This is a genomic window from Lacibacter sp. H375 (assembly GCF_037892425.1).
Lineage (GTDB): Bacteria > Bacteroidota > Bacteroidia > Chitinophagales > Chitinophagaceae > Lacibacter.
In genome coordinates this window covers 910,821-934,220 of the sequence record NZ_JBBKTT010000001.1, presented here as the reverse complement: position 1 = coordinate 934,220, position 23,400 = coordinate 910,821, and the positions used below count along the sequence as shown (strand labels likewise).

The 23,400-nt window shown below is 39.6% G+C and carries 23 protein-coding genes and 1 tRNA gene; 17 read left to right on the top strand and 7 right to left on the bottom strand.

Annotated elements, in window-relative coordinates; translation table 11 throughout:
* Positions 1-76 precede the first annotated feature (76 nt).
* A tRNA-Phe gene (locus tag WG954_RS04065) sits at positions 77-149 on the top strand.
* 68 nt (positions 150-217) lie between these two features.
* Here the strand turns inward: WG954_RS04065 and WG954_RS04060 are convergent.
* A complete protein-coding gene (locus WG954_RS04060; RefSeq protein WP_340433907.1) occupies positions 218-1,807 on the bottom strand; it encodes a class I SAM-dependent methyltransferase in 1,590 nt (529 codons plus the stop codon).
* Between the two features lie 19 nt (positions 1,808-1,826).
* Between WG954_RS04060 and WG954_RS04055 the strand changes: the two genes are divergently transcribed.
* Positions 1,827-2,519, top strand: a complete 693-nt coding sequence (locus WG954_RS04055; protein ID WP_182802606.1) for an NUDIX hydrolase — start codon at positions 1,827-1,829, stop codon at positions 2,517-2,519.
* A gap of 10 nt (positions 2,520-2,529) precedes the next feature.
* Entirely contained in the window at positions 2,530-3,144 is a 615-nt protein-coding gene (locus WG954_RS04050) for an HD domain-containing protein (RefSeq protein WP_340433905.1), read from the top strand.
* Here the strand turns inward: WG954_RS04050 and WG954_RS04045 are convergent.
* Positions 3,141-4,022 (bottom strand): YwqG family protein, encoded by an 882-nt coding sequence (locus WG954_RS04045; RefSeq protein ID WP_340433904.1) that lies wholly within the window; start codon positions 4,020-4,022, stop codon positions 3,141-3,143. The two genes, WG954_RS04050 and WG954_RS04045, sit on opposite strands and share 4 nt — an antisense overlap.
* Before the next feature lie 139 nt (positions 4,023-4,161).
* Here WG954_RS04045 and WG954_RS04040 point away from each other — a divergent pair, with 139 nt between their 5' ends.
* The 14 genes from WG954_RS04040 to WG954_RS03975 all read left to right on the top strand — a co-directional run bounded on the left by WG954_RS04040 (position 4,162) and on the right by WG954_RS03975 (position 20,240).
* On the top strand, positions 4,162-4,959 hold the full coding sequence (locus WG954_RS04040; RefSeq protein WP_340433902.1) for a ribose-phosphate pyrophosphokinase-like domain-containing protein: 798 nt from the start codon (positions 4,162-4,164) through the stop codon (positions 4,957-4,959).
* 10 nt (positions 4,960-4,969) lie between these two features.
* Positions 4,970-6,424 carry a nicotinate phosphoribosyltransferase gene (locus WG954_RS04035; protein WP_340433901.1) on the top strand — a complete coding sequence of 485 codons (1,455 nt, stop codon included), beginning with the start codon at positions 4,970-4,972 and terminating at the stop codon, positions 6,422-6,424.
* Between the two features lie 18 nt (positions 6,425-6,442).
* Entirely contained in the window at positions 6,443-6,955 is a 513-nt protein-coding gene (locus WG954_RS04030) for an O-acetyl-ADP-ribose deacetylase (RefSeq protein WP_340433899.1), read from the top strand.
* Positions 6,952-7,323, top strand: a complete 372-nt coding sequence (locus WG954_RS04025; protein ID WP_340433897.1) for an ADP-ribosylation/crystallin J1 — start codon at positions 6,952-6,954, stop codon at positions 7,321-7,323. Before WG954_RS04030 ends, WG954_RS04025 begins: the two co-directional genes overlap by 4 nt.
* A complete protein-coding gene (gene ybiA / locus WG954_RS04020; RefSeq protein WP_340433895.1) occupies positions 7,320-7,868 on the top strand; it encodes a riboflavin biosynthesis intermediates N-glycosidase in 549 nt (182 codons plus the stop codon). Before WG954_RS04025 ends, ybiA begins: the two co-directional genes overlap by 4 nt.
* Positions 7,869-7,870: 2 nt before the next feature.
* Positions 7,871-8,410 carry an RNA 2'-phosphotransferase gene (locus WG954_RS04015; protein ID WP_340433893.1) on the top strand — a complete coding sequence of 180 codons (540 nt, stop codon included), beginning with the start codon at positions 7,871-7,873 and terminating at the stop codon, positions 8,408-8,410.
* 2 nt (positions 8,411-8,412) lie between these two features.
* Entirely contained in the window at positions 8,413-9,147 is a 735-nt protein-coding gene (locus WG954_RS04010) for a metallophosphoesterase (RefSeq protein WP_340433891.1), read from the top strand.
* 88 nt (positions 9,148-9,235) lie between these two features.
* A complete protein-coding gene (locus tag WG954_RS04005; RefSeq protein ID WP_340433889.1) occupies positions 9,236-10,540 on the top strand; it encodes an SWIM zinc finger family protein in 1,305 nt (434 codons plus the stop codon).
* A gap of 18 nt (positions 10,541-10,558) precedes the next feature.
* A complete protein-coding gene (locus tag WG954_RS04000; protein ID WP_340433887.1) occupies positions 10,559-12,049 on the top strand; it encodes a DUF5691 domain-containing protein in 1,491 nt (496 codons plus the stop codon).
* 10 nt (positions 12,050-12,059) lie between these two features.
* Positions 12,060-13,142, top strand: coding sequence for an ATP-binding protein (locus tag WG954_RS03995; protein WP_182802581.1), 1,083 nt, complete (start codon positions 12,060-12,062; stop codon positions 13,140-13,142).
* Positions 13,143-13,157: 15 nt separating this feature from the next.
* Positions 13,158-13,685, top strand: a complete 528-nt coding sequence (locus WG954_RS03990; protein ID WP_340433885.1) for a 3'-5' exonuclease — start codon at positions 13,158-13,160, stop codon at positions 13,683-13,685.
* Positions 13,686-13,715: 30 nt separating this feature from the next.
* A complete protein-coding gene (locus WG954_RS03985; RefSeq protein ID WP_340433883.1) occupies positions 13,716-15,992 on the top strand; it encodes a DUF5682 family protein in 2,277 nt (758 codons plus the stop codon).
* Positions 15,993-16,124: 132 nt separating this feature from the next.
* Positions 16,125-17,264: a VWA domain-containing protein gene (locus tag WG954_RS03980; protein ID WP_340433881.1), complete on the top strand. Its 1,140-nt coding sequence runs from the start codon at positions 16,125-16,127 to the stop codon at positions 17,262-17,264.
* A 6-nt stretch (positions 17,265-17,270) separates the two neighbouring features.
* Entirely contained in the window at positions 17,271-20,240 is a 2,970-nt protein-coding gene (locus WG954_RS03975) for a DUF4132 domain-containing protein (protein WP_340433879.1), read from the top strand.
* 141 nt (positions 20,241-20,381) lie between these two features.
* On the opposite strand, the gene WG954_RS03970 is transcribed toward WG954_RS03975, so the two are convergent.
* The 5 genes from WG954_RS03970 to WG954_RS03950 form a co-directional block, all read right to left on the bottom strand.
* A complete protein-coding gene (locus tag WG954_RS03970; protein WP_340433877.1) occupies positions 20,382-21,314 on the bottom strand; it encodes a ketopantoate reductase family protein in 933 nt (310 codons plus the stop codon).
* A 7-nt stretch (positions 21,315-21,321) separates the two neighbouring features.
* Positions 21,322-21,753, bottom strand: a complete 432-nt coding sequence (locus WG954_RS03965; RefSeq protein WP_340433876.1) for a hypothetical protein — start codon at positions 21,751-21,753, stop codon at positions 21,322-21,324.
* A gap of 32 nt (positions 21,754-21,785) precedes the next feature.
* Positions 21,786-22,370: a GNAT family N-acetyltransferase gene (locus tag WG954_RS03960; RefSeq protein WP_340433874.1), complete on the bottom strand. Its 585-nt coding sequence runs from the start codon at positions 22,368-22,370 to the stop codon at positions 21,786-21,788.
* Between the two features lie 63 nt (positions 22,371-22,433).
* Entirely contained in the window at positions 22,434-22,793 is a 360-nt protein-coding gene (locus WG954_RS03955) for a cupin domain-containing protein (protein WP_340433872.1), read from the bottom strand.
* Between the two features lie 52 nt (positions 22,794-22,845).
* Positions 22,846-23,358: a GNAT family N-acetyltransferase gene (locus WG954_RS03950; protein WP_340433870.1), complete on the bottom strand. Its 513-nt coding sequence runs from the start codon at positions 23,356-23,358 to the stop codon at positions 22,846-22,848.
* Positions 23,359-23,400 lie beyond the last annotated feature (42 nt).

Genomic DNA, 23,400 nt, shown 5'->3' with positions numbered 1-23,400 from the left:
CTTCTATATTTGCAGCCCCGAAGCACAAAAACGAAGGATAGGCTTCCACTTACCGGAGTAGATGTGTTTCAGGAATGGTGCGGTAGCTCAGTCGGTAGAGCAAAGGACTGAAAATCCTTGTGTCGCCGGTTCGATCCCGGCCCACACCACGAGCCTCAACGAAAGTTGAGGCTTTCTTATGCATAAGTAAATGAAGCTAACTGGTGTTTGCATTGCCCTACTTCACACCAATCAACAACATCGTTGTCTCTGGGTAAACAATTTGTTGCAATTCATCGTCATGCATAATATAAATTGCTGCCTTTCCTTCCCAACGATTCTTTACAATCCAGCCATTCGTATAAGATGAGGAGGAAGGATGTATTCGAAAGCCAGCTTCGGTTAAATGATTCTTCCATTCTTCAAAATCCCAGAAGCAAAACGTTTCGTGCATTTCACTTTCCCAGTTATCAGTGTAATCTTTCCGGCTTAGAAATTCAGAAGCATTACGTAAAGATGTTTTGATATAAAGCTTGTTTTCAATAGTTACCTCTTCAAACTTTACAATATAGCCTTCCTTTTTCCTGAAGTCTTTTGCAAAGCGAAGGAATCTTGCATAAGTAGAAAGTGATTGTAAAAAATGTGATAACTCATTTCGATCACCGAACTGCATAAATGGATCTGCATTATTGCCATCCCCATCATTCAACCACAAATAAATTTCCTGCTCTTTGTTTTTTGGTCCAACAACATCTCTGTTAATCCATACTCCACCTGGCGCAAGTTCTTCATATCTATTTTTGATAAACTTCAATAAATCCTCCCGACTTCCATACGATTCAATTTCATGTGTAAGTGAAGAAGTATGAATTGTATTCATTGAACCTTGCTCATACACTAATCCTGAAACCGCATTCTTCTGGGAGAAGAACACAAATGGATTTTGAAACTCTCCGTTTTCTTTTCGCTGCTGACAAATCTGATATAAATGCCGGCTGACTTCAATACCATAGAAATCACTTTCTCTTAACCGCTCATCTTTGCAAGCAAGCTTAATCCAGCTGCCAACCGCACAACCAATATCACCAATACGTCCTGGTTGAACATAGGAAGAAGTGTCATGATATTTTAATTCAGCAATATCATCCATCTGCCGAACGTATACATTGTAATCCCTGGTCTCAGTTAAATCCCCATCGCTGCCGATCATGTGGTCAGTAAACAGAAGTTTTACTTTTTCACCAACGCCATACTTTTTCCAAACACTGTACGAAGAATGATGCATGGCTGCTTTAATCGATTCATCTTCGGTCCAGATGGAGGATGCAGCAATTTGTTCTACAATATCCCAAGGCATCAGTGAATGATATTTCCAGTTCTTGACATCTGCCAGCTCAGCAGGTAGAATGTTGAAACCAAGCGATTGATATAATTGAAGAACAGGAGTTGAACAAATGATCAAACTGTTTTGTGCTGTGCAATCAAACTTGCCATCACTTTCATGTTTGATACGCTTAAGTGTGTAGCTGGCAAAATTGGAAAGGGATCCAACATCGTCAATACCATAAATGTAAACGGGTACATTTAACTCAGCAGCCATTGCTTCAATCGAAATTGCCCGCAAATAAAATGGAAGTGGGTTTCGTCTTGTGTTAGAGTGATTAGCAGATGTAACCGGAAAGATGATCGCTTCAACCGGTTCATTTATTTGCAATTCTCTTCCCTCAACATCTTTTACATGGTAAAGACCACCTTTAATCAATGACGATAGATACTCGAATTGAAACTGTGTGATTAATTGGTGTCTCCCGGGTATCACTAAATACATGTAATTTTGCTTTGATTGTATGCAAAATAAATCATCTGTCATAAAAGTAGCTGTTGATGCCATTGTTTTTGGTTATTCAAAACAAGATGGTGTTTCTGTGTTGCTGATTCAGCGTAAATATGAGCCGTACAAAAACAGCTGGGCTATCCCCGGCGGTTTTGTATTGGAGGATGAGAGCCTGGAAGAAGCAGTAAAGCGAGAGCTGGCAGAAGAAACAGGTATTACGGTCAACTACCTTGAGCAGTTATATACGTTTGGTGAACCCAAACGTGATCCCCGTCAACGCATTATTGCAGTTGCCTATTTTGGATTGGTGAAAGCATCGCAATACCAGGAATTGAAAGCGAGTACGGATGCTGAAAATGCAAAATGGTTCAGCATTAAAAAACTGCCGACACTGGCATTTGATCATAAACAAATTTTGCAGGTGGCCATTGAGCGCTTGCGTGCAAAAGTTCGTTATCAGCCGGTTGGCTTTGAACTACTGGATAAAAAATTCCCCTTCTCCGATCTGGAGAAACTCTATACAGCTTTATTGGATAAGGAAATTAACCGACGAAACTTCAGTAAGAAAATACTCTCCTTTGATTTTCTGGAAGAAACAGGCGAGTTATCAAAGTCGGAAGGCAAAGGCCGCCCCAGTAAAATGTACCAGTTTAATCAAAAGCGGTACAAAGAATTGTTGAAGGAAGGCTTTCACTTCGAAATCTAATCAGCACACTATGCTAAAAGAGCTTTTTCTTTCAGTAATCAGTCAATATAACAACGACATCGATTTGCAACAAAAGTTGTGGTTGGAAATTGAAAAGAATTATTCGGGTAAGAAAAGACATTACCATAACCTCAAGCATTTAGAAAATCTTCTTGCAGAGTTAATAGAGTTGAAAACTATCGTGAATAATTGGGATGCAATTGTATTAGCAATCTTTTATCACGACGTTGTTTACAAAGCACATCGAAAAGATAATGAAGAACAAAGTGCATTGTTAGCAAATACGCATTTACAACAACTCAATTGCCAGGCTGCGTTAATTGATCAGGTAAATAAGTTGATACTTGCAACAAAGTCTCACCAATTATCTGATGACGCAGATGTGAATCTTTTTACCGATGCTGATTTGAGTATTCTTGGGAAAGATTGGGAAACATACCATACCTATTGCTACAATGTTCGGAAGGAGTATGCGATCTATCCTGATCTGTTATACAAGCCTGGACGAAAGAAAGCTTTGCAGCATTTCCTTTCCATGCAGCGGATTTTTAAAACCGAACACTTTCATAAAAGGTATGAGGAATCGGCTAAGAAAAATATGGAAAGAGAAATCGAATCTCTTTAACTGCAATCCCAGTTGTACATCACTTTGCTGAAATCTCTTTTTGCCAAATCATCCGGATGAATAAAGAAATTAGCTACACCAACATCTCCCCACATAATATGATCATCTGAATCCAGTTGAAATAAGAGAATGTAATCCTTAAATTCATTTTTGTATTTTCTTGGGTCCTCTTGTGTGAAGTATGCATAACCACCGATCTTATGACCATTATTAGTAAATGTATCATAAGCCATATCCATTAAATCATCTTCTAGCTCAGGGTAAGGGAGTGCAAAATTGTGCAGGTTTGTTGGGACTTTGTCGTAATGCACATCTTGTAAACCTACATATTCAACGCTTTTCGAAAATGCAAGGCCATGTGGCTTAAATACAGGCAGCATATCACTTTGCATTACCTCATCAAGAAAAGAGAAATCAACTTTAAACTGTTCAACCTCATTCTCTGGAAAGTATAGAACACGAAAATTAGTTTGATTTTGTTGATTGTCGAAATCCAAACCATAGACATCATCGAAACCGGAAATATAAAATTGTAAGTAGCCCGATTGAGGATAACCTTCCAAATGAGGGATATCACTGCAATTGATTTGCGCAAGTGGATACATGAATCTGCCTTGATTATCTTTCGGGTACTCAAAATTTAATGGCATGCAGGGATAATGACCAAATTTGCTTTCTTCCAGAGCAAGGTCGTCTTTTGGAAGTGCCTTAATCGAAACAAACGGAATGGCTGTTTTTTCTATTGCAGGCCAGTGGTCGGCAAAGAGTTTTGGAAGTACAATTCCCGGGGCAACTTCTACTTTTTCCAGGAGATGCTTATCATCTGGTATTTCCTGTTTTTTATTATTTCGGCCAAACAATGAATCAAATAAGCCCATAACATTCCGGTTTTAGAACAAATTAAAGGAAATAATTATTCAGACAGTTGAAAGGGACCTAAAATTAATTTGCTTCAAAATGAAGCAAAATTTGGTCATCTCAGTAAGCCGTATTAAATTTGCTTATAAATTAAGCAAAATGAAAACAATTCATATCAATAATAACCGGGGTTTAAAACGGTTTGTGTTTCCAGATAACCAACCCCACGTTGTTATTCAGGATATTAGTAAAGACGATGAGGTTACTGTCATCTGTTCAATTACAGATAGCACAGTGTTACTTCAGTTATTACAAACAGCGAATGCTATTGAAAATGTAAACGCTAAAAAAACGAATCTGATCATTCCCTATCTCATGGGCGCCAGATATGACCGCTTGATGTTACAGGGAGATAGTTTCGATTTGAAAGTAATTGCTGATCTGATCAACAATATGCAGTTTGATAAAGTTTACTTGTACGATGTTCATTCCGAAGTTTCACTGGAATTAATTCATAATTCAGTCAATATCACAAACGAAGCATTGGTAAAATCTTATACAAAAGAGAACGCAATACTTATCTGTCCGGATAAAGGCGCTGCAAAAAAAATCAGTAGTTATGCTGGCTGGAATAGAAATCTCGTTGAAACTGTTTACTGTAATAAAACCCGTGATTTAAATAACGGACGAATCAGCTTACAGGTAATAGAACCTGAAAAATGCACGAACAGAAATTGCGTGATCATTGATGATCTGTGCGATGGTGGTGGAACCTTCCTTGCCATTGCGCAACAGATAAGGCCTGCACATCTCACATTGATTGTTACACACGGCATCTTCAGCAAAGGGTTTACAGAATTGGAGAAATCATTTGATCAGATCATTGTAAGCAACAGTTATCAGCAGGAGTATAATTCACCTATTGTTCAGGTAATACCATTTAAAACAACTTTCTAAAAGAACAAACATGAAAACGAATCCTTTTTTATTGACCGATTACTATAAAGTTGGCCACGTATTCCAATACCCAGACAAAACTGAACTGGTTTATAGCAATCTTACTCCACGCAAGAGTCGTATTAACGGAGTTGATGAAATGGTCTTCTTTGGTTTGCAATATTTCATGAAAGAGTATTTGATCAATTATTTCAATGAAAACTTTTTTCAACAGCCAAAAGAAAAAGTGATGACGGAGTATAAGCGGAGAATCGTTACTTCTTTAGGCACACACCTGCCATCGTACGAGCATATTTCAGCTTTGCATGATTTAGGTTATTTACCTGTTGAAATAAAAGCATTGCCCGAAGGGAGTAAAGTACCTATGCGTGTTCCTTGCTTAACAATTGTAAATACAAAGGCAGAGTTTTACTGGCTTACAAATTTTCTGGAAACCTTGTTAAGTTCAGTTATTTGGCAACCTTGTACCAGTGCAACCATTGCGTACACTTACAGAAAGCTACTAAATAAATATGCAGAAGAAACGGGTATGCCAATGGACTTTGTACAATGGCAGGGACATGACTTTTCTTTCAGAGGAATGAGTTCGTTGGAAACAGCAGTACTGAGTGGTATGGGGCACTTGTTGAGTTTTACCGGTACTGATACTATTCCAGCTATCGACGCAATGGAACAATATTACAATGCAAATGCTGATGCAGAATTGATTGGTGGTAGTGTTGCAGCAACAGAACATAGTGTAATGTGCAGTGGTAGTAAAGATGGCGAACTGGAAACATTCAGACGCTTAATTACAGAAGTGTATCCTTCAGGTATTGTAAGTATTGTTAGCGATACATGGGATTTATGGAAAGTGTGTACAGAATATCTTTTTGCTTTAAAAGAAACAGTTTTAAGTCGTGATGGGAAAGTAGTAATTCGGCCAGATAGTGGAGATCCGGTAAAAATTATTTGTGGTGATCCTGATGGAGAAACTGAAGTGGAACGGAAAGGTGTGGTTGAACTGTTGTGGGATATTTTTGGCGGAACAATTACAGCGAAGGGATATAAATTACTGGATGCGCATATTGGTGCTATTTATGGTGACAGTATTAATATCGACCGTGCAACACGTATTTGTGAAGGATTGAAAGCAAAAGGTTTTGCTACCCAGGTTGTATTTGGTATTGGAAGTTATACCTATCAATATAATACACGTGATACGTTTGGTACAGCGATGAAAGCAACGTATGTAGTGATTGACGGAGAAGGACAGGAGATTTACAAAGATCCTGTAACAGATGATGGTACAAAACGTTCTGCTACCGGTTTGTTGAATGTAAAAAAAGAAAACGGACGTTTTGTGTTGTACGATAAAGTTACATGGGAGGAGGAAAATGAAAGTGAATTGAAAACAGTTTTTAAAGACGGTAAGCTTGTAAAAGAGTTTTCTTTAGCAGAAATTAGAGCTTTATTAGTGAGCTGATGGAAACCAAAGTATAAAATGAAACTAGAAATAATCAATACCGATATTACAATACTTGCGGTTGATGCAATTGTAAATGCTGCTAATAGCTCACTTACCGGTGGTGGCGGTGTTGATGGTGCTATTCACAGAGCGGCCGGTCCGCAACTGAGAGACTATTGTATTACACTCAAAGGTTGTAAAACCGGGCATGCTAAAATTAGTCCAGGCTTTAAATTGAAAGCGAAGTATATAATTCATACAGTAGGCCCTGTTTGGAATAATGGTACAGAAAATGAAGAAGAGCTTTTGCGTAAGTGTTATGAAAATAGTTTGCAATTAGCAAATGAAAATAATATCCGAACAATTGCTTTTCCCTGCATTAGTACTGGAGCTTATCGTTTTCCGTTTAATAAAGCCGCAAGTATTGCATTGTCAACAATTGATGAGTTTTTAAAGATGAACAATTCAATAGAAAAAGTATTTCTGGTTGTATTCGGACAAAAAGAATTTGATCAGTATGAAAGGATCTACAAAGCATATTTTAAATGAACTTAGTTACATTATATCGTCCTGTTGGACAGAAGGAACTTGACCTCATCAAGGATTCAGGCAACAAACGGTTTCCACCCCGTTTGGAGTGGCAGCCTATTTTTTATCCTGTTATGAACCAGGCCTATGCTGAACAGATTGCATTGGAGTGGAACACAAACGATGAGTTTTCAGGTTATGCTGGCTATGTAACAGCGTTTAATTTGCCGGATGATTATCTACAACAATTTCCTGTACAAAATGTAGGAGGCGAAATTCATAACGAGCTGTGGGTGCCCGCAGAACAACTCGATGAATTCAATAATAATATTGTTGGAGAGATAAGAGTTGTGAATAGTTTTTATGGAGAAAAATTTAGAAAGCAATGAAGTATTCAATAGACTGCCTTCAATCTGAAATTGAAAAAGGTAAGCACTTTGACTATTTGTTCTTTTGGGGGCATACTCCCAAAAGAGAAGGAGTAGTTGATAAATCCTGTTTCAGTCAATGGTACCCATCTCCATTTGTAGTTGATGGAATTACCTATTCAACTGCAGAACATTGGATGATGGCGCAAAAAGCTAAACTGTTTAATGATGAAGAGATATTTCAAAAGATCGTTATTACTGAAAAGCCGGCTGTTGTTAAAGCTCTCGGCAGAGAAGTAAAGAATTTTGATGCAGATAGTTGGAATGCTTCCGCCTATGCTCTCGTTGTTGAAGGGAATCAACATAAGTTTTCGCAAGATGAAAAATTGAAACAATTTCTATTGTACACAGGAGATAAAGTAATTGTAGAAGCAAGTCCCACAGATTCCATTTGGAGTATTGGTTTGTCACAAGATGCAAGTGAAGCAAACAATCCGTTTCAATGGAAGGGTACGAACCTGTTGGGGTTTGCATTAATGGAAGTGCGTGATAATTTAAAAAAGTAGAAATGGAAAAACAACTTAAACAGATAAGCAAATTTATGAGCCTTGTGCTTCGGCATAAACCGGAGACGATTGGCTTACAATTGAACGAAAATGGATGGTCAGATGTGCAGGAGCTGATCGATAAAATGAATGCAACGGGTGCAGATGTAACACTTGAACTGATCAATACCATCGTGGAAACGAACGATAAAAAACGTTTTGTTCTTAGTGAAGACAAAACAATGATTCGTGCAAATCAGGGGCATAGCATAGATGTTGAACTGAATTTGAAAGAAGTGCAGCCTCCCGAATTACTGTACCACGGGACAGTTGAAAAATTTGTAGAGGCAATACGCAAAGATGGATTGAAAAAGATGGAGCGTCATCATGTGCACTTAAGCAAAGACACGGAAACGGCTGTTAATGTTGGCAGCAGAAGGGGCAAGCCATTTATTCTCACTATTGAATCAGCAAAGATGTATGCTGACGGGCATAAGTTTTATTTATCCGAAAACGAAGTCTGGCTAACAGATGAAGTGCCGGTTCAATACATTCGCTTTTAAGTATGAAAAGAACATTAGTAATTGGTGATATACATGGCGGATTAAAAGCCTTGGAACAAGTGTTGCAAAAAGCAGCTGTAACAAAAGATGTCAGTTTGATTTTTCTCGGTGACTATGTAGATGGTTGGAGCGAATCAGCACAAACAGTTGCATTCCTTATTGGGTTGGCAAAGGAACAATCTTGCATTTTTATAAAAGGTAATCATGATGCGTGGACTGAGGATTGGCTGAGAACTGGTGCAGCAGAAAACAGATGGTTATTTAATGGCGGTGAAGAAACTAGAAAAAGTTATGATGGCTTTAGTGAAGAAGAACGATTGAGGCATCTTCAATTCTTTGAGCAAACTAAAATGTTTCATGTGGATGAACAGAACCGCTTATTCATTCATGCAGGCTTCACATCTATGCATGGACCGGAGCAGGAATTCTACTCAACAAACTTTACCTGGGACAGAACACTTTGGGAAATGGCCTTAACCATGGATAAAAGGATTCAAAAAGATTCTCTTCTTTTTCCGAAACGGTTGAAATTATTTTCAGAAATCTATATTGGCCATACGCCAACTGTTGCTTACAACATAACTGTGCCAATGCAGGGTTGTAACGTGTGGAATATTGATACAGGTGCGGCGTTTACCGGTCCGTTAACGATTATGGATGTTGATAGTAAAGAGTTTTGGCAGAGCGATCCTGTAAAAGATTTATACCCGCAAGAAAAAGGGAGAAATAGAGATTGATAAATTTTGTTGTTGCTGTTAACTAAAACACGAAAAAAATATTTGCAGGAAATGTCTTGTCCTATAACTTCATGACAAATTTTTCCTCTTGCAATTCACCGAAGAACAAATATTTAATCTTGCCCCCGATGAGTCTTCCAAAAAATCAGGAAAAGATTTAGCGAACCCATCCAAATGGGTAAGCAAAGGCGCTAATGAACAGGCTTTATGGGGCGAGTGCCAGGGAAGCGGCAGCAAGCCCTATCAAACCCAGATCGATCTGCAGAATATTGCCTTCAAATGTTCCTGCCCCAGTAGAAAATTTCCTTGCAAACATGGATTGGGCTTGTTGTTATACAATGCCCGTCAGCCAAATGATTTCAGTGCTTCAACTATGCCGGCATGGGTAGAAGACTGGATCAGTAAACGTGTAGAGAAGAAAGAGAAGCAGGTAGAGAAAGAAGAGAAACCTGTTGATGAAGCGGCGAGAGCAAAACGCACACAGGCACGTGAGCTGAAAGTAACAGATGGTATTGAAGAATTACAATTGTGGTTAAAGGATATTGTACGGAACGGTATTTTAACCATGCCCGACAAAGGATCAGTTTGGTTTGAAAATATGGCGAAGCGAATGGTAGATGCGCAGGCACCGGGCTTAGCAGGCATGGTGCGTTCATTAGGAGAGATCAACTTTTATGCAGAAGGCTGGCAGAGTAAGTTCATGGATCAGTTAGCTGTCATCTATCTTTCCACGAAAGCTTTTCAGAGCACAGCATCGTTGGATGAAACCTTGCAGCAAGATATTCGCACCTGGATCGGCTTTACACAAAACCAGGAAGAGTTAAAAGAACAAACAGGTGTAACCGATACATGGCTTGTATTGGCCAAACAAACTTCAGAAGTAGATAATATTACCACCGAACGTTATTGGTTGTATGGCACTACATCGAAACAATATGCATTGATCTTGCAGTTCATTGTACGTGGACAAGGAGGTCAATTAACATTCACGCCCGGAATATTTGTACAGGCGGAGTTGGTATTCTTTCCTTCTGTTTCTCCTTTACGTGCAATTGTAAAACGACAGATTGCTTCAACCATGAAAGCAAGTTTCAGCGGTTATCAAAACTGGGATGAAGTGTTGGCTGCAGAAACAACATTAAACAGTCAGTTGCCGGTGCGAGGCGAACGGCCTTATCTCATCAGCAAATTAAAACCCGTACAATACAATCAGCAATGGTGGTTGCAGGATGCAGAACAGAAAATGATGCTGTTGAAAAATGAACAACGCTACATCTGGAAACTGTTAGCGATCAGCGGAGGCGAAGCATTAGACATGGCATTGATCGGAAGGGAAGATCAATACGAAGCAGTTGGTGTTTGGCTGCACGATGAATATAAACTATTACAATAAGCGATACAGCATTGAATAATGGAAGCATGGAATAAGATTATACACACGGCAATGATGGGCACCGATAAAAAAATAATCGGTGTGGAAGAGCTTGCGCCAAAACTTGCCGGAGCAGGAGCTGTTATTACAGAAAATACCACGATTGATAAGGAAGAGAAGTTTCTGCAACTGGCATCACTCACGTATAACTATCGCCAGTGTGCAATACTGCCATTGAAAAAAGAAACGATCACTATTGACAAGGCACCAGCTGAAGAAAAACAATACTGCAGTCCTGCAGCCATGCAGGTATTAAAAGATATACTGTTTGAAGAAAGCCAATCGTTGTTGCAGTTATGGTTAACCGCCTGTGCAAAGGCAAACAGGCTGGTATCGCCTGAAATGATTCCCTCTTTATTTGCAATCGGTAAACAATATAAACAGCTGCGAGCCGCTATCGCACCATGTACGGGTAAACGTGGTGAATGGTTATGCCAGTTTAATCCGGAGTGGAATTTTTCTGTATCACAATCACAGGAAGAACTTTGGAATACAGGTACAACAGATCAACGCAAAGCTGTACTTACTGAATTGCGCTCTGCTGATCCTGCTGCTGCAAGAGTTTTACTTGAACAAACATGGGCACAGGAAGATGCCGCAACAAAAGTTTCTTTTTTAGAAATACTGTCAATCAATGTCAGCAATGAGGATCTTGTATTTCTTGAATCATTACAAAACGAAAAGAGTAAGAAAGTAAAAGAAGAAGCACTGAAATTACTAAAGCAGATTCCCGGCTCTGCATTGGTACAACAGTATATAGGCGTCTTAGAAAAAGCCGTTACCATAAAAACCGAAAAGGCATTATTGGGCATGATGAGTAAGACCTCACTTTCGTTCCAGGTGCCTGCAGATATTGATCCTGAAATATTCAAATCAGGAATTGAAAAGCTGAGCAGTAACAGTAAAGAGTTTAGCGATGATGAGTTTATCATTTATCAACTCATACAGTTTGTGCCACCAACATTTTGGGAGCAGCAGTTAGGTAAATCGCCCCAACAGATCATTGAGTTATTTGAGAAAGATGCTACGGGTAAAAAAATGATCACGGCATTAGTGCTGGCTACGTTGCAATTCAAACAGCATCAATGGGCAGTATTTATGATGCAGTATTGCAGCACATTTTATATTGATCTCATTCCGATGTTGCCTGCACAGCAACAGGAATATTATTCAAACCGGTCATTTGCCGATCATGCAGATGCCATCATTCGCTATGCTGTTGAATTCAAGAGGGAATGGAGTATTGAGATGACGAAAAAGATTTTAACGCACGCTGCAAATAATCCTTATCACTATACACGATCATTCTTTAGTCAACATATTGAACGCATCCCTTCTGCCATTGAAAGAGAACTGGGTTTGATTATGCCTGCTGAAGAATACCAACGGAACAGCTGGAATAAAACGAAAGAATATTTAGGGAAACTCATCAACTTAAAAAATCAAATCACAACAACCTTTACCGCTTAAATACATCATTATGGCAACCATCTTACGTCAGCATGCAGAAGAATTATACGCATTGGAACTGGAAGAGTTAAGGAAACAAGATCAGGATAAACGACCTGCGAACTGGCATCTGTCTCCACAATCAGCAGTTACTTACCTCATCGGCGGTAAACTGAAAAATGGTTTTGAAGTAACACCAAAATATATCGGTAATAAACGACTGATGGAAATTGCCGTAGCTACATTAACTACCGACCGTGCTTTGTTATTATATGGTTTGCCCGGTACTGCCAAGAGCTGGGTGAGTGAACATTTAGCGGCTGCTATTAGTGGCGATTCAACATTAATTGTACAGGGAACAGCAGGCACAGGTGAAGAAGCTATCCGCTATGGTTGGAACTATGCAAGATTATTAGCAGAAGGTCCAACTGAAAAAGCATTGGTGGAAACACCGGTGATGCGTGCAATGAAAGATGGTAAGATCGTTCGTATTGAAGAGTTGACACGTATTGGCGCAGATGTGCAGGATGCATTGATTACTATTCTTTCAGAAAAATCATTACCCATTCCGGAATTGAATACAGAAGTGCAGGCAGTAAGAGGCTTCAACGTAATTGCAACTGCCAACAACAGAGATAAAGGTGTAAACGAATTGAGCAGTGCATTAAAAAGACGTTTCAATACGGTGATTCTTCCTGTGCCTGATTCAATGGATGAAGAAATTGATATTGTAAAACGCAGGGTTGAAAGTTTTGAAAAAATTATGGAGTTGCCTGCTGAGCCACCTGCGTTGCAGGAGATCCGTCGCATCGTTACCATCTTCCGTGAATTAAGAAGTGGTGTTACGATGGATGGGAAAACAAAAATTAAAATGCCCAGTGGTACACTTAGTACTGCAGAAGCAATTTCTGTTGTGAATAATGGGTTAGCCATGGCCGCTTACTTTGGCGATGGACAATTAAAAGCAAATGATCTGGCTGCAGGTATTATTGGAGCTGTGGTAAAAGATCCGGTGCAGGATAAAATTGTATGGCAGGAATATTTGGAAACAGTCGTAAAGCCAAGAGATGAATGGAAAGATATTTACAGGGCTTGTCGTGATCTTGGCATTTAATTAAATAAAATAAACATGAGTTATATCGTTGTGGATGTTGAATCGGATGGACCTATTCCAAACAAGTATTCAATGATTTGTTTTGGTGCAGTTGTGGTTGAGCCCACTCTTACAAAAACATTCTATGGCAAGGTGAAACCAATTTCAACACAATGGATTCCAGAGGCGCTTGCAGTAAGCAGTATATCAAGGGAACAACACGAACAGTTTGACGAACCAAAAGAAACGATGGAGCGTTTTTCAGAATGGCTATCTGTAAACTCTGATGGACGCCCCATATTTATAAGCGATAACCTTGCATTCGACTGGCAATGGATCAATTATTATTTCCATTTTTTTACAGGAAAGAATCCATTTGGATTTTCAGGAAGAAGAATAGGTGACTTGTATTGCGGAATGAAAATGGACACAGGGGTAAATAGCGAATGGAAGAAGTTGTTCCGTAAAACTGTTCACGACCATAATCCTGTTAATGACGCAAAAGGAAATGCAGAAGCGTTACTTGCAATGAAAAAGATGGGATTGAAAATGCCATCGAAATAAACAATGTAGATAGTAGTAAATTTTTTTATAGTGGCAATTCATATTCTTGGTATACGACATCATGGTCCGGGTTCTGCCAGAAACGTAAAAGAGTTTTTGGAGAAAACAAAACCGGATATTGTTTTGGTGGAAGGTCCGCCCGATGCTGATCCTGTTTTGCAATGGGTATCGCACAGTGAGTTGAAACCACCGGTGGCTATACTTTGTTTTCAACCCGATAATACCAAACAATCTTCGTTCTATCCCTTTGCAGAATTTTCACCCGAGTGGCAAGCCATTCTGTATGCACGAAAAAATAATATTCATGTCCGCTTCATGGATCTGCCGGCAGCACACCAATTTGCGCTTGATGCTGAAGAACAAAAGAAAGCAGCAGAACAACAGACAGCATCGGATGAAAAAGATGAAGAAGATGTGATTGATACCATCAACAATTACAGCATCAGCAATAATGAAGCTGAACCCATCGTCATCATAAGGAAAGATCCTGTTTCTTATTTAGCAGAAGCGGCAGGTTATGATGATGGAGAGAAATGGTGGGAGCATATGTTTGAGCATCGTCATCAAAACGAAGAAGTGTTTGATGCAGTAAACGAAGCGATGCAGGTATTGCGTGAGGAAGTTCCTTCGAAGGATGACCGCACAGAAAGTTTACGTGAAGCATATATGCGTAAAACAATCCGACAGGCAGAAAAAGAAATGTTTCAAAACATTGCCGTTATCTGTGGCGCATGGCATGCACCTGCTTTGCTCAACATGCCCAAACAAAAAGAAGATAATGATCTGCTGAAAGGATTACCGAAAGTAAAAGTAGAATGTACATGGGTACCGTGGACATATAACCGCTTAAGTATGTACAGTGGTTATGGTGCCGGTATTGCATCGCCGGGTTGGTACGATCATATCTGGCATTATCCATACGATGATGGAACAAGATGGATGGCTAAAGTAGCGAAGCTGTTTCGTTCAAAACAAATGGACACTTCTGTTGCACATGTAATGGAAGCAGTAAGGCTGTCTGAATCATTAGCAGCTTTGCGTAATCTACCCAAAGCAGGATTGGAAGAATTGAATGAAGCAACACTTAGTGTTATTTGTAATGGTGAAGTGATCCGTATGTCGCTTGTGCATGATGAATTGATTGTAAGTGATAAGATCGGTGAAGTGCCGGTTGATATTCCAAAGCCTCCTCTTCAAACAGATATTGAAAAACAACAAAAGCGATTACGGTTACCATCCACTGCCGATTGGAAAGATTATACACTCGACTTACGGAAAGAAACTGATCTCGAACGAAGTGTGTTATTGCATCGTCTGCAGTTACTCGGTATTCATTGGGGACAACGAAGTGATGTAGCAGGTAAAGGAACCTTTAAAGAACAATGGCGTTTGCAATGGCAACCGGAGTTATCGATCCAGATCATTGAAAAAGGAAACTGGGGTAATACGGTTGAAGAAGCAACATCAAAATACATTGTTTCAAAAGCAGGGGAATCACAATCATTAAATGAAGTATGTGGTTTATTGGAACGCACATTACCTGCCGAACTTCCGCTTGCTATTGAGCAACTCATTACACAAATCAACAACCTTGCAGCAACAGGAACTGATGTGATCCAGTTTATGGGAGTAATACCCGGGCTGGTAAATGTTACCCGTTATGGTAACGTACGTAAAACAGATGCAGAACTGGTAACAGGTATTGTGGAGAGTATGATTACCCGCACCTGCATCAGTTTACCTGCAGCAAGCACGGGTATTGCAGATGATGCTGCACTGGATTTACTGCCTTTGTTTGTAAGTATGAACGAATCTGTTCAGTTGTTGCAACACAAAGAAATAGAAGAGGAGTGGGAACAAACACTGCAAACTATTTCAGCCAACAAAAACAGTTCACCTGTATTGGCCGGTTACTGCACACGCTTGTTACACGATCATCAATTGTTACAGGGCGATGAGTTGGTGAAAGTATTTTACTATTCCATGTCGCACTCAACAGCCGCTGCAGTTGCTGCTTCCTGGCTCGAAGGTTTTTTGAAAGGAAGCGGAACCATTTTATTACTGGATGAAGATCTGTGGGCTGTAGTAAACAGTTGGGTGGAGAAATTGGAAGACGAAGTATTTATTGAAGTACTTCCTTTATTGCGAAGAACCTTTGCTGAATTCTCCAAACCCGAACGCAGGAAGTTAGGTGAGAAAGTAAAAACAGGTGGAACAGCCATCATTACAAAACAAGTGCATACAGGTATTGATGAAGAACGTGCAGCAAAAGGAATACCGATTGTAATGAAACTATTGGGCTATTAAAATGATAATCTTCATATCAATAGATGCAACTTGATCAATACATATACAATAGCTGAATAGAACGGTTTCCCCTCCCGGGAGGGGTTGGGGTGGGTTAATGTTTTAATTGTGTAAACAGAAGAATGATGTAACATGGCAAACGAACAACTGATACGTAAATGGCGGATGATCCTCGGTGGAGAACAAAGTGATGGAACAGGTTTCACGTTGCAGGGCAATGATCTGCAGATGGACAAAACACTCGGCGCTTTGTATGATTCAGATCGCAAAGGCGGGCTTGGTCCATCATCGCCCAATGTAAGCCGATGGTTGGGTGATATCAGAACCTTCTTCCCCAACACGGTTGTACAGGTGATGCAAAGAGATGCATTGCAACGACTGGAGCTCACGCAAATGCTGTTTGAAAAAGAGATGCTGGAAAATGTAGAACCCGATGTGCATCTTGTAGCAACACTCATGACCTTAAGCCATGTGATACCTGATAAGACAAAAGATACGGCACGCATGGTGGTGCGGAAAGTAGTGGATGATTTGATGAAGAAGCTGGCGCAACCTACGCAACAAGCTGTTGTTGGAAGTTTAAACAGAAGTACAAGAAACAGAAGACCCAAGCATAACGAGATTAATTGGCATGCCACTATTCAGAAAAATCTCAAACATTATCAACCCGAGTATAAAACCATTATTCCTGAAACAAGAATCGGTTATGGCCGCAAGCGTACATCGTTAAAAGATGTGGTGCTTTGTTTAGACCAGAGTGGTTCCATGGGTACATCGGTTGTGTACTCCGGTATTTTTGGATCGGTGATGGCTTCTATCCCTGCCATCAAAACAAAGATGGTGGTGTTTGATACAGCGGTTGCTGATCTTACGGAAGAACTCACTGATCCGGTTGAATTATTATTTGGTGTGCAGTTAGGTGGCGGAACGGATATTGATGCAGCACTTACTTATTGCCAGCAAATTATTACACGTCCAACAGATACCGTGTTGGTGTTGATCACCGATTTGTATGAAGGTGGTGATGTGGCCGGTATGCGTAAACGTGCAACGGAGCTGGCAGCTGCAGGTGTACAGGTAGTTGTATTGTTAGCATTGAATGATGAAGGTGCACCTTCTTACGATCATGAGAACGCCAACTTCCTGGCAACACTCGGCATTCCTGTGTTTGCCTGCACACCCGATAAATTTCCCGACCTGATGGCAGCAGCATTAAGCAAACAGGATATTGGTATATGGGCAGCGAAAGAAGATCTTGTATTGAAGAAATAATAAGCTATGAACACATTTACGATTGAAGAGATAGAGAGGGCATTAGTTACACCTCGGGAAGAATGGCCAATGTACTTTCCACAGAATGCAGATTTTAAAAGCAGCTTAAACTATACAGTTATATCCGATTATTTAACGGGTAAGTCAAATTCTCTAAGCGGTTTTCAGCTGGATGATATGATTTATCATTGGGGTACGGTCATTAACCTGTTAACCGACTTAGTTAATCCTCCTGCAAAGGAGCAATTAGTGTTGGATGTTATTTATCATCCGGTACTATTTCCTTATATGCAACATAACTTAAATGGCTGGTTGCTCCTGTACGTATACAACAATCCATCAGACGAGGCATTTCAGGCTGCATTGAATCAATTCAGAAAGCAAGGCATGAACGATGATGAAATTTTTCAACATCTTGTCTTTTCGATTGGCTTTGGAAGTACAAAGTCGGTTGCTATTCATGATACGCCACTTAAACAATTCTTACTAAACCATATTAAGAATGCAAAGCAACTTATTTACCCCACACAGGGATACCTCTCCTGGCACAATGACTGGAGTTTTTTCTATTTTACTTTACTGGAAGAGGCTTCTTCTGAATTTGCTGTTGAGTATGCACTCTATGGTTTACATTCAGACAGAAATAACCCGGTAGTATTTTTTATGGACTATAAGCAAGGTCAGTACTTACCGGCTATCCGTTCTTTTATTACCAATCAGCAAAATCAAAATATTCAAACACTACAATTAAAATTTTCTTCTGCAATCAGATTGTATGAAGCAGATTCAAAACGATTTACAGAACTGGTAGTTCAAATGGCTCGTCAGTATATTGAATATTGCAGTGACAATCATCTTAAAGAAAAATGGGAGAATGGGTTCCACATGCAGGAGTTTACAGATACATATATAAGCTATCTGCCTTATACAGCCTGTGCCGTTCATTTGCTTTTGCTGATTGAGAAAGATAAAGCGGTGGAGTTGATTGATAAGTGGGTGAACAGTAAAGTATTCATACATGCCAAAGTACTCCGCATCCTGTACCAGCATTTGCAAAAAGATTCATTTATCTATTTTGAATCTGCTTTAAAGACAGAAACTACTACTGGTGGAATTGACTATACCAGGGAAGTGGTAGGGTTTATACAGCAACATTTTGATGCCAATCAATATTTACAAACTATATGGAGTTTGGTCAACAGCAAATCAAAGCCGGTTCGTGAATTGGTAGCGAAAGTGCTTTCTGAAAAAGATGCAGGCGCAGAAGAGAGAGCAATTGATTTATTGGAAAGTAAAAATGCTGATACCAGGCAAACTGCTGCTTTAATTCTCAGTTACTCTTCGTCAAAAGAAGCAATGAATGCAGTTATGAAAGTTATTAATAGTGAAACAAACGATAACGCAAGAGATATTTTATTAGGGTCGATAGCTGATCATTTGCCAACAAAGGCAAGTTTGGAAATAATTGCTGATACAGTAGAAGCTGCCAGGAAAAGAGGCAAACTTAATAAACCAGTTGAAGCCTGGTTAGATGAAGATGAATTGCCATCATTGTATTATACAACAGGTAAAGAACTGAGCAAAGATGAAAGACGGTTTCTGTTATATCGTATGAGCAGGGTGAAGGGTATGCGGAGTGATATGGAAGCAAGGTATATTCTCCAATTCCTGGATAAAGAAAAAGCAGCCCCTTTTGCATTAGAACTGATCAAACTGTATAAAGAGAAAGGCGCTAAACCCGAACATAAATACCTGATGGCATTAGCTGCTTTATTGGGTAACGATGAGGTTGTAGATAAAATAAGGGCGACCATCAACAACTGGATGGAGGAGAACCGTTACAAAATGGCAGAACATGGAGTAGGTGCCCTCGCTTTACAGGGAAGCGATAAAGCCCTTCGTTGGGTAGAATGGTATAGCCGTAAATACAGAAGCAAAAAAGCAAACGTAGGCGCAGCAGCATTGGCTGCATTAGAGCAGGCGGCCGAAGAACTGAACATCAGCACGCATGAATTGGGTGATCGTATTGTACCCGACTTTGGATTTGACGGCTTATACAAAAGCTTTACCATTGGCAATGAAGAGTACCGGGCCTTTATTGACAGTAAGTTTAAACTTGCTTTCTTTAATGAAGACAATAAACAACTCAAAGCAATTCCTGCTGCGGCTGATGCAGCGTTGAAAGAAGAGTTTAAAGCTATTGCCAAAGAAGTAAGAGATGTGGTGAAATCACAATCGCCACGCATGGAGTATTATCTCATTGTGCAGCGCCGCTGGAGCTTTGATGCATGGCAGGCTTTTTTCCTCAACAACCCTGTGATGTTTATTTATGCCACGAAACTTGTGTGGGCTGTGTATGCAAACGAACATACAATTGAAACCACCTTCACCTGCAACGAAGACAGTTCATTGATTGATGTGAATCATGATGAAGTATCGATACCTGACGAGGCAATGATCGGCATGGTTCATCCCACACAACTTGCGCCGGCTGTTCTACAACAATGGCAACAGTTTTTATTTGATGAAAAAGTAGACCAGGTATTTCCGCAGCTCGATCGGAAGATACCCGATCTCTCAGCAATTAATCTGCACACAACCATCCTGCATCAATACGAAGGCAGACATATGCAAACAGGTTCCATCCGCTCCACACTGGAACGTTATGGCTGGCACAAAGGACCCACCGGAGATGGTGGTATGCTTGAGTCGATGCGCTTATTGTATTTCGAGAAAAAGCTCGAAGCAATTCTGGAAGTGGAAGGCGTGGGTGCCGGTTATGGCTGGGGGATGGATGAAAAACTTGGCCGACTTTATGTAATTGATAAAACTAAAACCACAACCAAGTGGGATACCTATCCTAAGAATGAAGAAGATGAAAAACTGGTTGCCTTTGATCAGCTTCCTCCTATTTTTATGAGTGAGATGCTGGCGGCAATTGAAGCGATTAAGCAGGTGGAAACAGCGAAGTCGTAACAATGCCTTTTTACTCATCATCCCGTCGCAAATTGTTACTAAATGTGCGACAGGATTAGCTGCATATTACTGTTTTAACAGCTCAAATTCAGTTACTTAATAATATAAGGTTCGCCGGGGGTAGCTAAAATCTCAAGTCAATCAAAAATTGCAGTTAAGTCCCGATTTTATCCTAATCAATTCACCCAACAACTTCGTTTCTTTTGTCAGCTCGTGTTTCTTCAATTCATCTGCAAGATGAACAAATGTAAAATTCAGGCTGTCGATTTCTGTTCGTCGTTTATTGGCAATGTCTTGATAAGTGGAAATAAGCTGGCCTTCAGACTCCCTGCTTATTAGCAAAAGACTTTCCTCTACTTTTTTTATATCTAAAATAACTCCATGCAATGAAGCGACAGCGATACATTCGGCAATGATTCTCCTTGCAATATGCAGAGCCTCTTTATCCCGGTAAAAAATTCCGTTATCAGTTTCCAAAAGCGGACAGATAGAATTAAAAACGCAGTTTACAATTGCTTTTGTCCAGATAACAGGTTGAATAGTCTGCTCCGCAATGAAGCGAAACCAGGTAGTGTTTATTGCGTTGATGATCATGAACAGTGTTTCTGAATCCCCTTTAATTACGCCAACAGGTGAAACTGCAACCGGCTTAAACCTTAGTTTATTGATTGATGAAAATTGACTTGTAGCGAAAAGAACGCATCGGTAGATTTGACTGTATCCCTCATGAATGAATGGTTCCTCAATAGCCAGACCATTTTGTAAAAGAATGATTGGCGAATTCTTAATCTTCATTTTAAGCAATCCCGCAAGACGTTGATTCCCGTATGATTTATTGGTTAAAACAACAATTCCATCTAACTGTGAAACATTACTGATCGTACTGATCCTCAAATCGGCTTGTATCTCTGCACTGTTATTCAATTCAATACTAATTTTCTCAACGTAGTCTGAATGATCGTCAACACTTCCCCGTAGAATAATTACCTCTTTTCCTTCATAACTCAGAAATGTTGCAAGGGCTTTTCCTATTGCCCCTGCACCAATAATGTAAATTGTTTTCTGCGTTTTCATTGCAGCACTAATTTATAATTGAATCATAGTAGCTCTCTTTGGGTATTTTATTGCCATGCAGTCCATTCAGCATTGCTATTTGACCTATATGTGTTGTGATATCCATGACAGGCCCTTGAAGTATTTTTTTTATTATTTCAAAATCAATTTCAGCTATTTTAATAATCGTCTGCAAATCCCTCAAGCCAAATAGTAAACGTTCTTTCTCCTGTTCAAAATCGAACAATTCGATGGGAGCTATGTTAAAATGTCCATCAACAATCAACGACTTTGTTTTGGCAACTAAGTCAAACATGTGGTTGATGATTTCAGTCGGCGTTCGTGTATGCTCACTGATTTTAAAGTCACCGAAACTTTCTGTTGAACCGTTTGTAGCTTTTATAAATCGATATTCAATTACTTTAACAGCATGTATAAGAAGCAGATTGTTTGTTTCCATTTCAATAAAATTTGTAATTAAGGTTAACTATTTTATAGTATAAACGAAGGTTTCATCTGTTCCCACTCACTTTTTAAAATCCGGTAACAACAGGTGTTACGCCTGAAACCATCATACATTAAAGTGTGCTCTTTTAAAATCCCTTCAAAAACCCCACCTGTTTTCTCAATCGCTTTTCTCGAACGTATATTCCGCTCATCAGTTCTGAATTCTACACGGTGAGCTCCTGCTTCATAAAACGCATACTGCAACAACAGGAACTTACATTGCCGGTTCAATCCGGTGCCATGAAACGACCTGTCTATCCAGGTAGCTCCGATTTCAAGCCGGTCATCGGCATTGGAAATATTCAAAAATGAAGTGCTGCCTGCATAACAATTCGAAGTCTTATTGAAAATACTGAACGGATATCTGGTTTTAGCAACTCTTGCCAGCATAGCTTCGCTGATATATTCCGACAAAAGCTCCTTGGTATAAACCTGCTTAGGAGAAAACTGCAACAACGATTTATCCGCTGTGGCAACACCCAACAGGTTTTCGATATCAGCTACAGAAAGCGGTCTTAATAAGAGATGTTCGCTTTCAAGTAGAATATCCTGGTCAAAATTAAATTGCATGGTCCGGTATTTTTTTACTTAATCCTGAATTAGTCAGGTTTACGTTCATTTTATACAATCACGCTAAATTGAAGAATCATTAAACGTCCGGTTACTTGGGCGTCCACCAGCAGCATTCGATGTGATGTTTATTCCCATGATCAAAAATTCAACTTCACCGTCTGCTTTCGGACAATGCTCCACTCCCTTAGGAACAATGAACAGATCATTGGGGTACAGGTCAATAGCTTGATCTCTTAGCTGAATAGTCAAATGTCCTTTGTAAAGGAGAAACAACTCATCCTGATCGTCATGCTTATGCCAGTTTATTTCACCAACTCCTTTTGCAAGTTTGATTAATTGACCATTGGCAACCCCAATAATTTTTTGAGTCCAGTATTTTTTAATGGTCGATAGTTCGTCGATGATATTTACTTTCTCCATATTGCAAGTATTATTTCTTTATTCATATAACAATCATCAGTTGCTGAAAAGCTTACACAGCTAACTCCAGTAATGTTACGTTAAGGTTCCGGTGTGGTACAGGTAGTTCTTCAGTGTCACCGGTTGTATAATTCTCAATAAACCGGAAACCATAATTTTTATAGTAGCTGATAATTTTTTCATTTGCTGCCCACGTATCTATCCGTATATAGTTCAATCCTCTTTCACGGGCATGTTCCATCGTCCAGTCAAGTGCCAATTTAAACAGTTTTATACCTTGAAATTTCCTGTTCAAAACAACACGGTGTATGTAGATCGCATCATTTTTTTCCATTTCTCTCCAGATTAATGGATCGCTGTAATAAATAGTAAAGATGCCAACTACCTGATCATTACTCAAGATCTTAAATAACAGTTGCGCATCAATATCTTTTTCGATACGCAATTTGTCATAGCTTTCCCAACCTATGTAGTTATGTTCTTTTTGGTAGGCTATCGCCTGTTCAAATAGTTGGCAAATAGTGTCTGAATCTGCTGCCGTAGCAGGCATTATTCTCGTTTGCATGTTTCATCATTTTATTCATGTGAAAAGTTTTGACCGCAGAAT

Coding starts and splice junctions, on each gene's coding strand:
- WG954_RS04060 (WP_340433907.1), bottom strand. CDS start 1,807: ATGTATTTAGTGATACCCGGGAGACACCAATTAATCACACAGTTTCAA.
- WG954_RS04055 (WP_182802606.1), top strand. CDS start 1,827: ATGCAAAATAAATCATCTGTCATAAAAGTAGCTGTTGATGCCATTGTT.
- WG954_RS04050 (WP_340433905.1), top strand. CDS start 2,530: ATGCTAAAAGAGCTTTTTCTTTCAGTAATCAGTCAATATAACAACGAC.
- WG954_RS04045 (WP_340433904.1), bottom strand. CDS start 4,022: ATGGGCTTATTTGATTCATTGTTTGGCCGAAATAATAAAAAACAGGAA.
- WG954_RS04040 (WP_340433902.1), top strand. CDS start 4,162: ATGAAAACAATTCATATCAATAATAACCGGGGTTTAAAACGGTTTGTG.
- WG954_RS04035 (WP_340433901.1), top strand. CDS start 4,970: ATGAAAACGAATCCTTTTTTATTGACCGATTACTATAAAGTTGGCCAC.
- WG954_RS04030 (WP_340433899.1), top strand. CDS start 6,443: ATGAAACTAGAAATAATCAATACCGATATTACAATACTTGCGGTTGAT.
- WG954_RS04025 (WP_340433897.1), top strand. CDS start 6,952: ATGAACTTAGTTACATTATATCGTCCTGTTGGACAGAAGGAACTTGAC.
- ybiA (WP_340433895.1), top strand. CDS start 7,320: ATGAAGTATTCAATAGACTGCCTTCAATCTGAAATTGAAAAAGGTAAG.
- WG954_RS04015 (WP_340433893.1), top strand. CDS start 7,871: ATGGAAAAACAACTTAAACAGATAAGCAAATTTATGAGCCTTGTGCTT.
- WG954_RS04010 (WP_340433891.1), top strand. CDS start 8,413: ATGAAAAGAACATTAGTAATTGGTGATATACATGGCGGATTAAAAGCC.
- WG954_RS04000 (WP_340433887.1), top strand. CDS start 10,559: ATGGAAGCATGGAATAAGATTATACACACGGCAATGATGGGCACCGAT.
- WG954_RS03995 (WP_182802581.1), top strand. CDS start 12,060: ATGGCAACCATCTTACGTCAGCATGCAGAAGAATTATACGCATTGGAA.
- WG954_RS03990 (WP_340433885.1), top strand. CDS start 13,158: ATGAGTTATATCGTTGTGGATGTTGAATCGGATGGACCTATTCCAAAC.
- WG954_RS03980 (WP_340433881.1), top strand. CDS start 16,125: ATGGCAAACGAACAACTGATACGTAAATGGCGGATGATCCTCGGTGGA.
- WG954_RS03975 (WP_340433879.1), top strand. CDS start 17,271: ATGAACACATTTACGATTGAAGAGATAGAGAGGGCATTAGTTACACCT.
- WG954_RS03970 (WP_340433877.1), bottom strand. CDS start 21,314: ATGAAAACGCAGAAAACAATTTACATTATTGGTGCAGGGGCAATAGGA.
- WG954_RS03965 (WP_340433876.1), bottom strand. CDS start 21,753: ATGGAAACAAACAATCTGCTTCTTATACATGCTGTTAAAGTAATTGAA.
- WG954_RS03960 (WP_340433874.1), bottom strand. CDS start 22,370: ATGCAATTTAATTTTGACCAGGATATTCTACTTGAAAGCGAACATCTC.
- WG954_RS03955 (WP_340433872.1), bottom strand. CDS start 22,793: ATGGAGAAAGTAAATATCATCGACGAACTATCGACCATTAAAAAATAC.
- WG954_RS03950 (WP_340433870.1), bottom strand. CDS start 23,358: ATGCAAACGAGAATAATGCCTGCTACGGCAGCAGATTCAGACACTATT.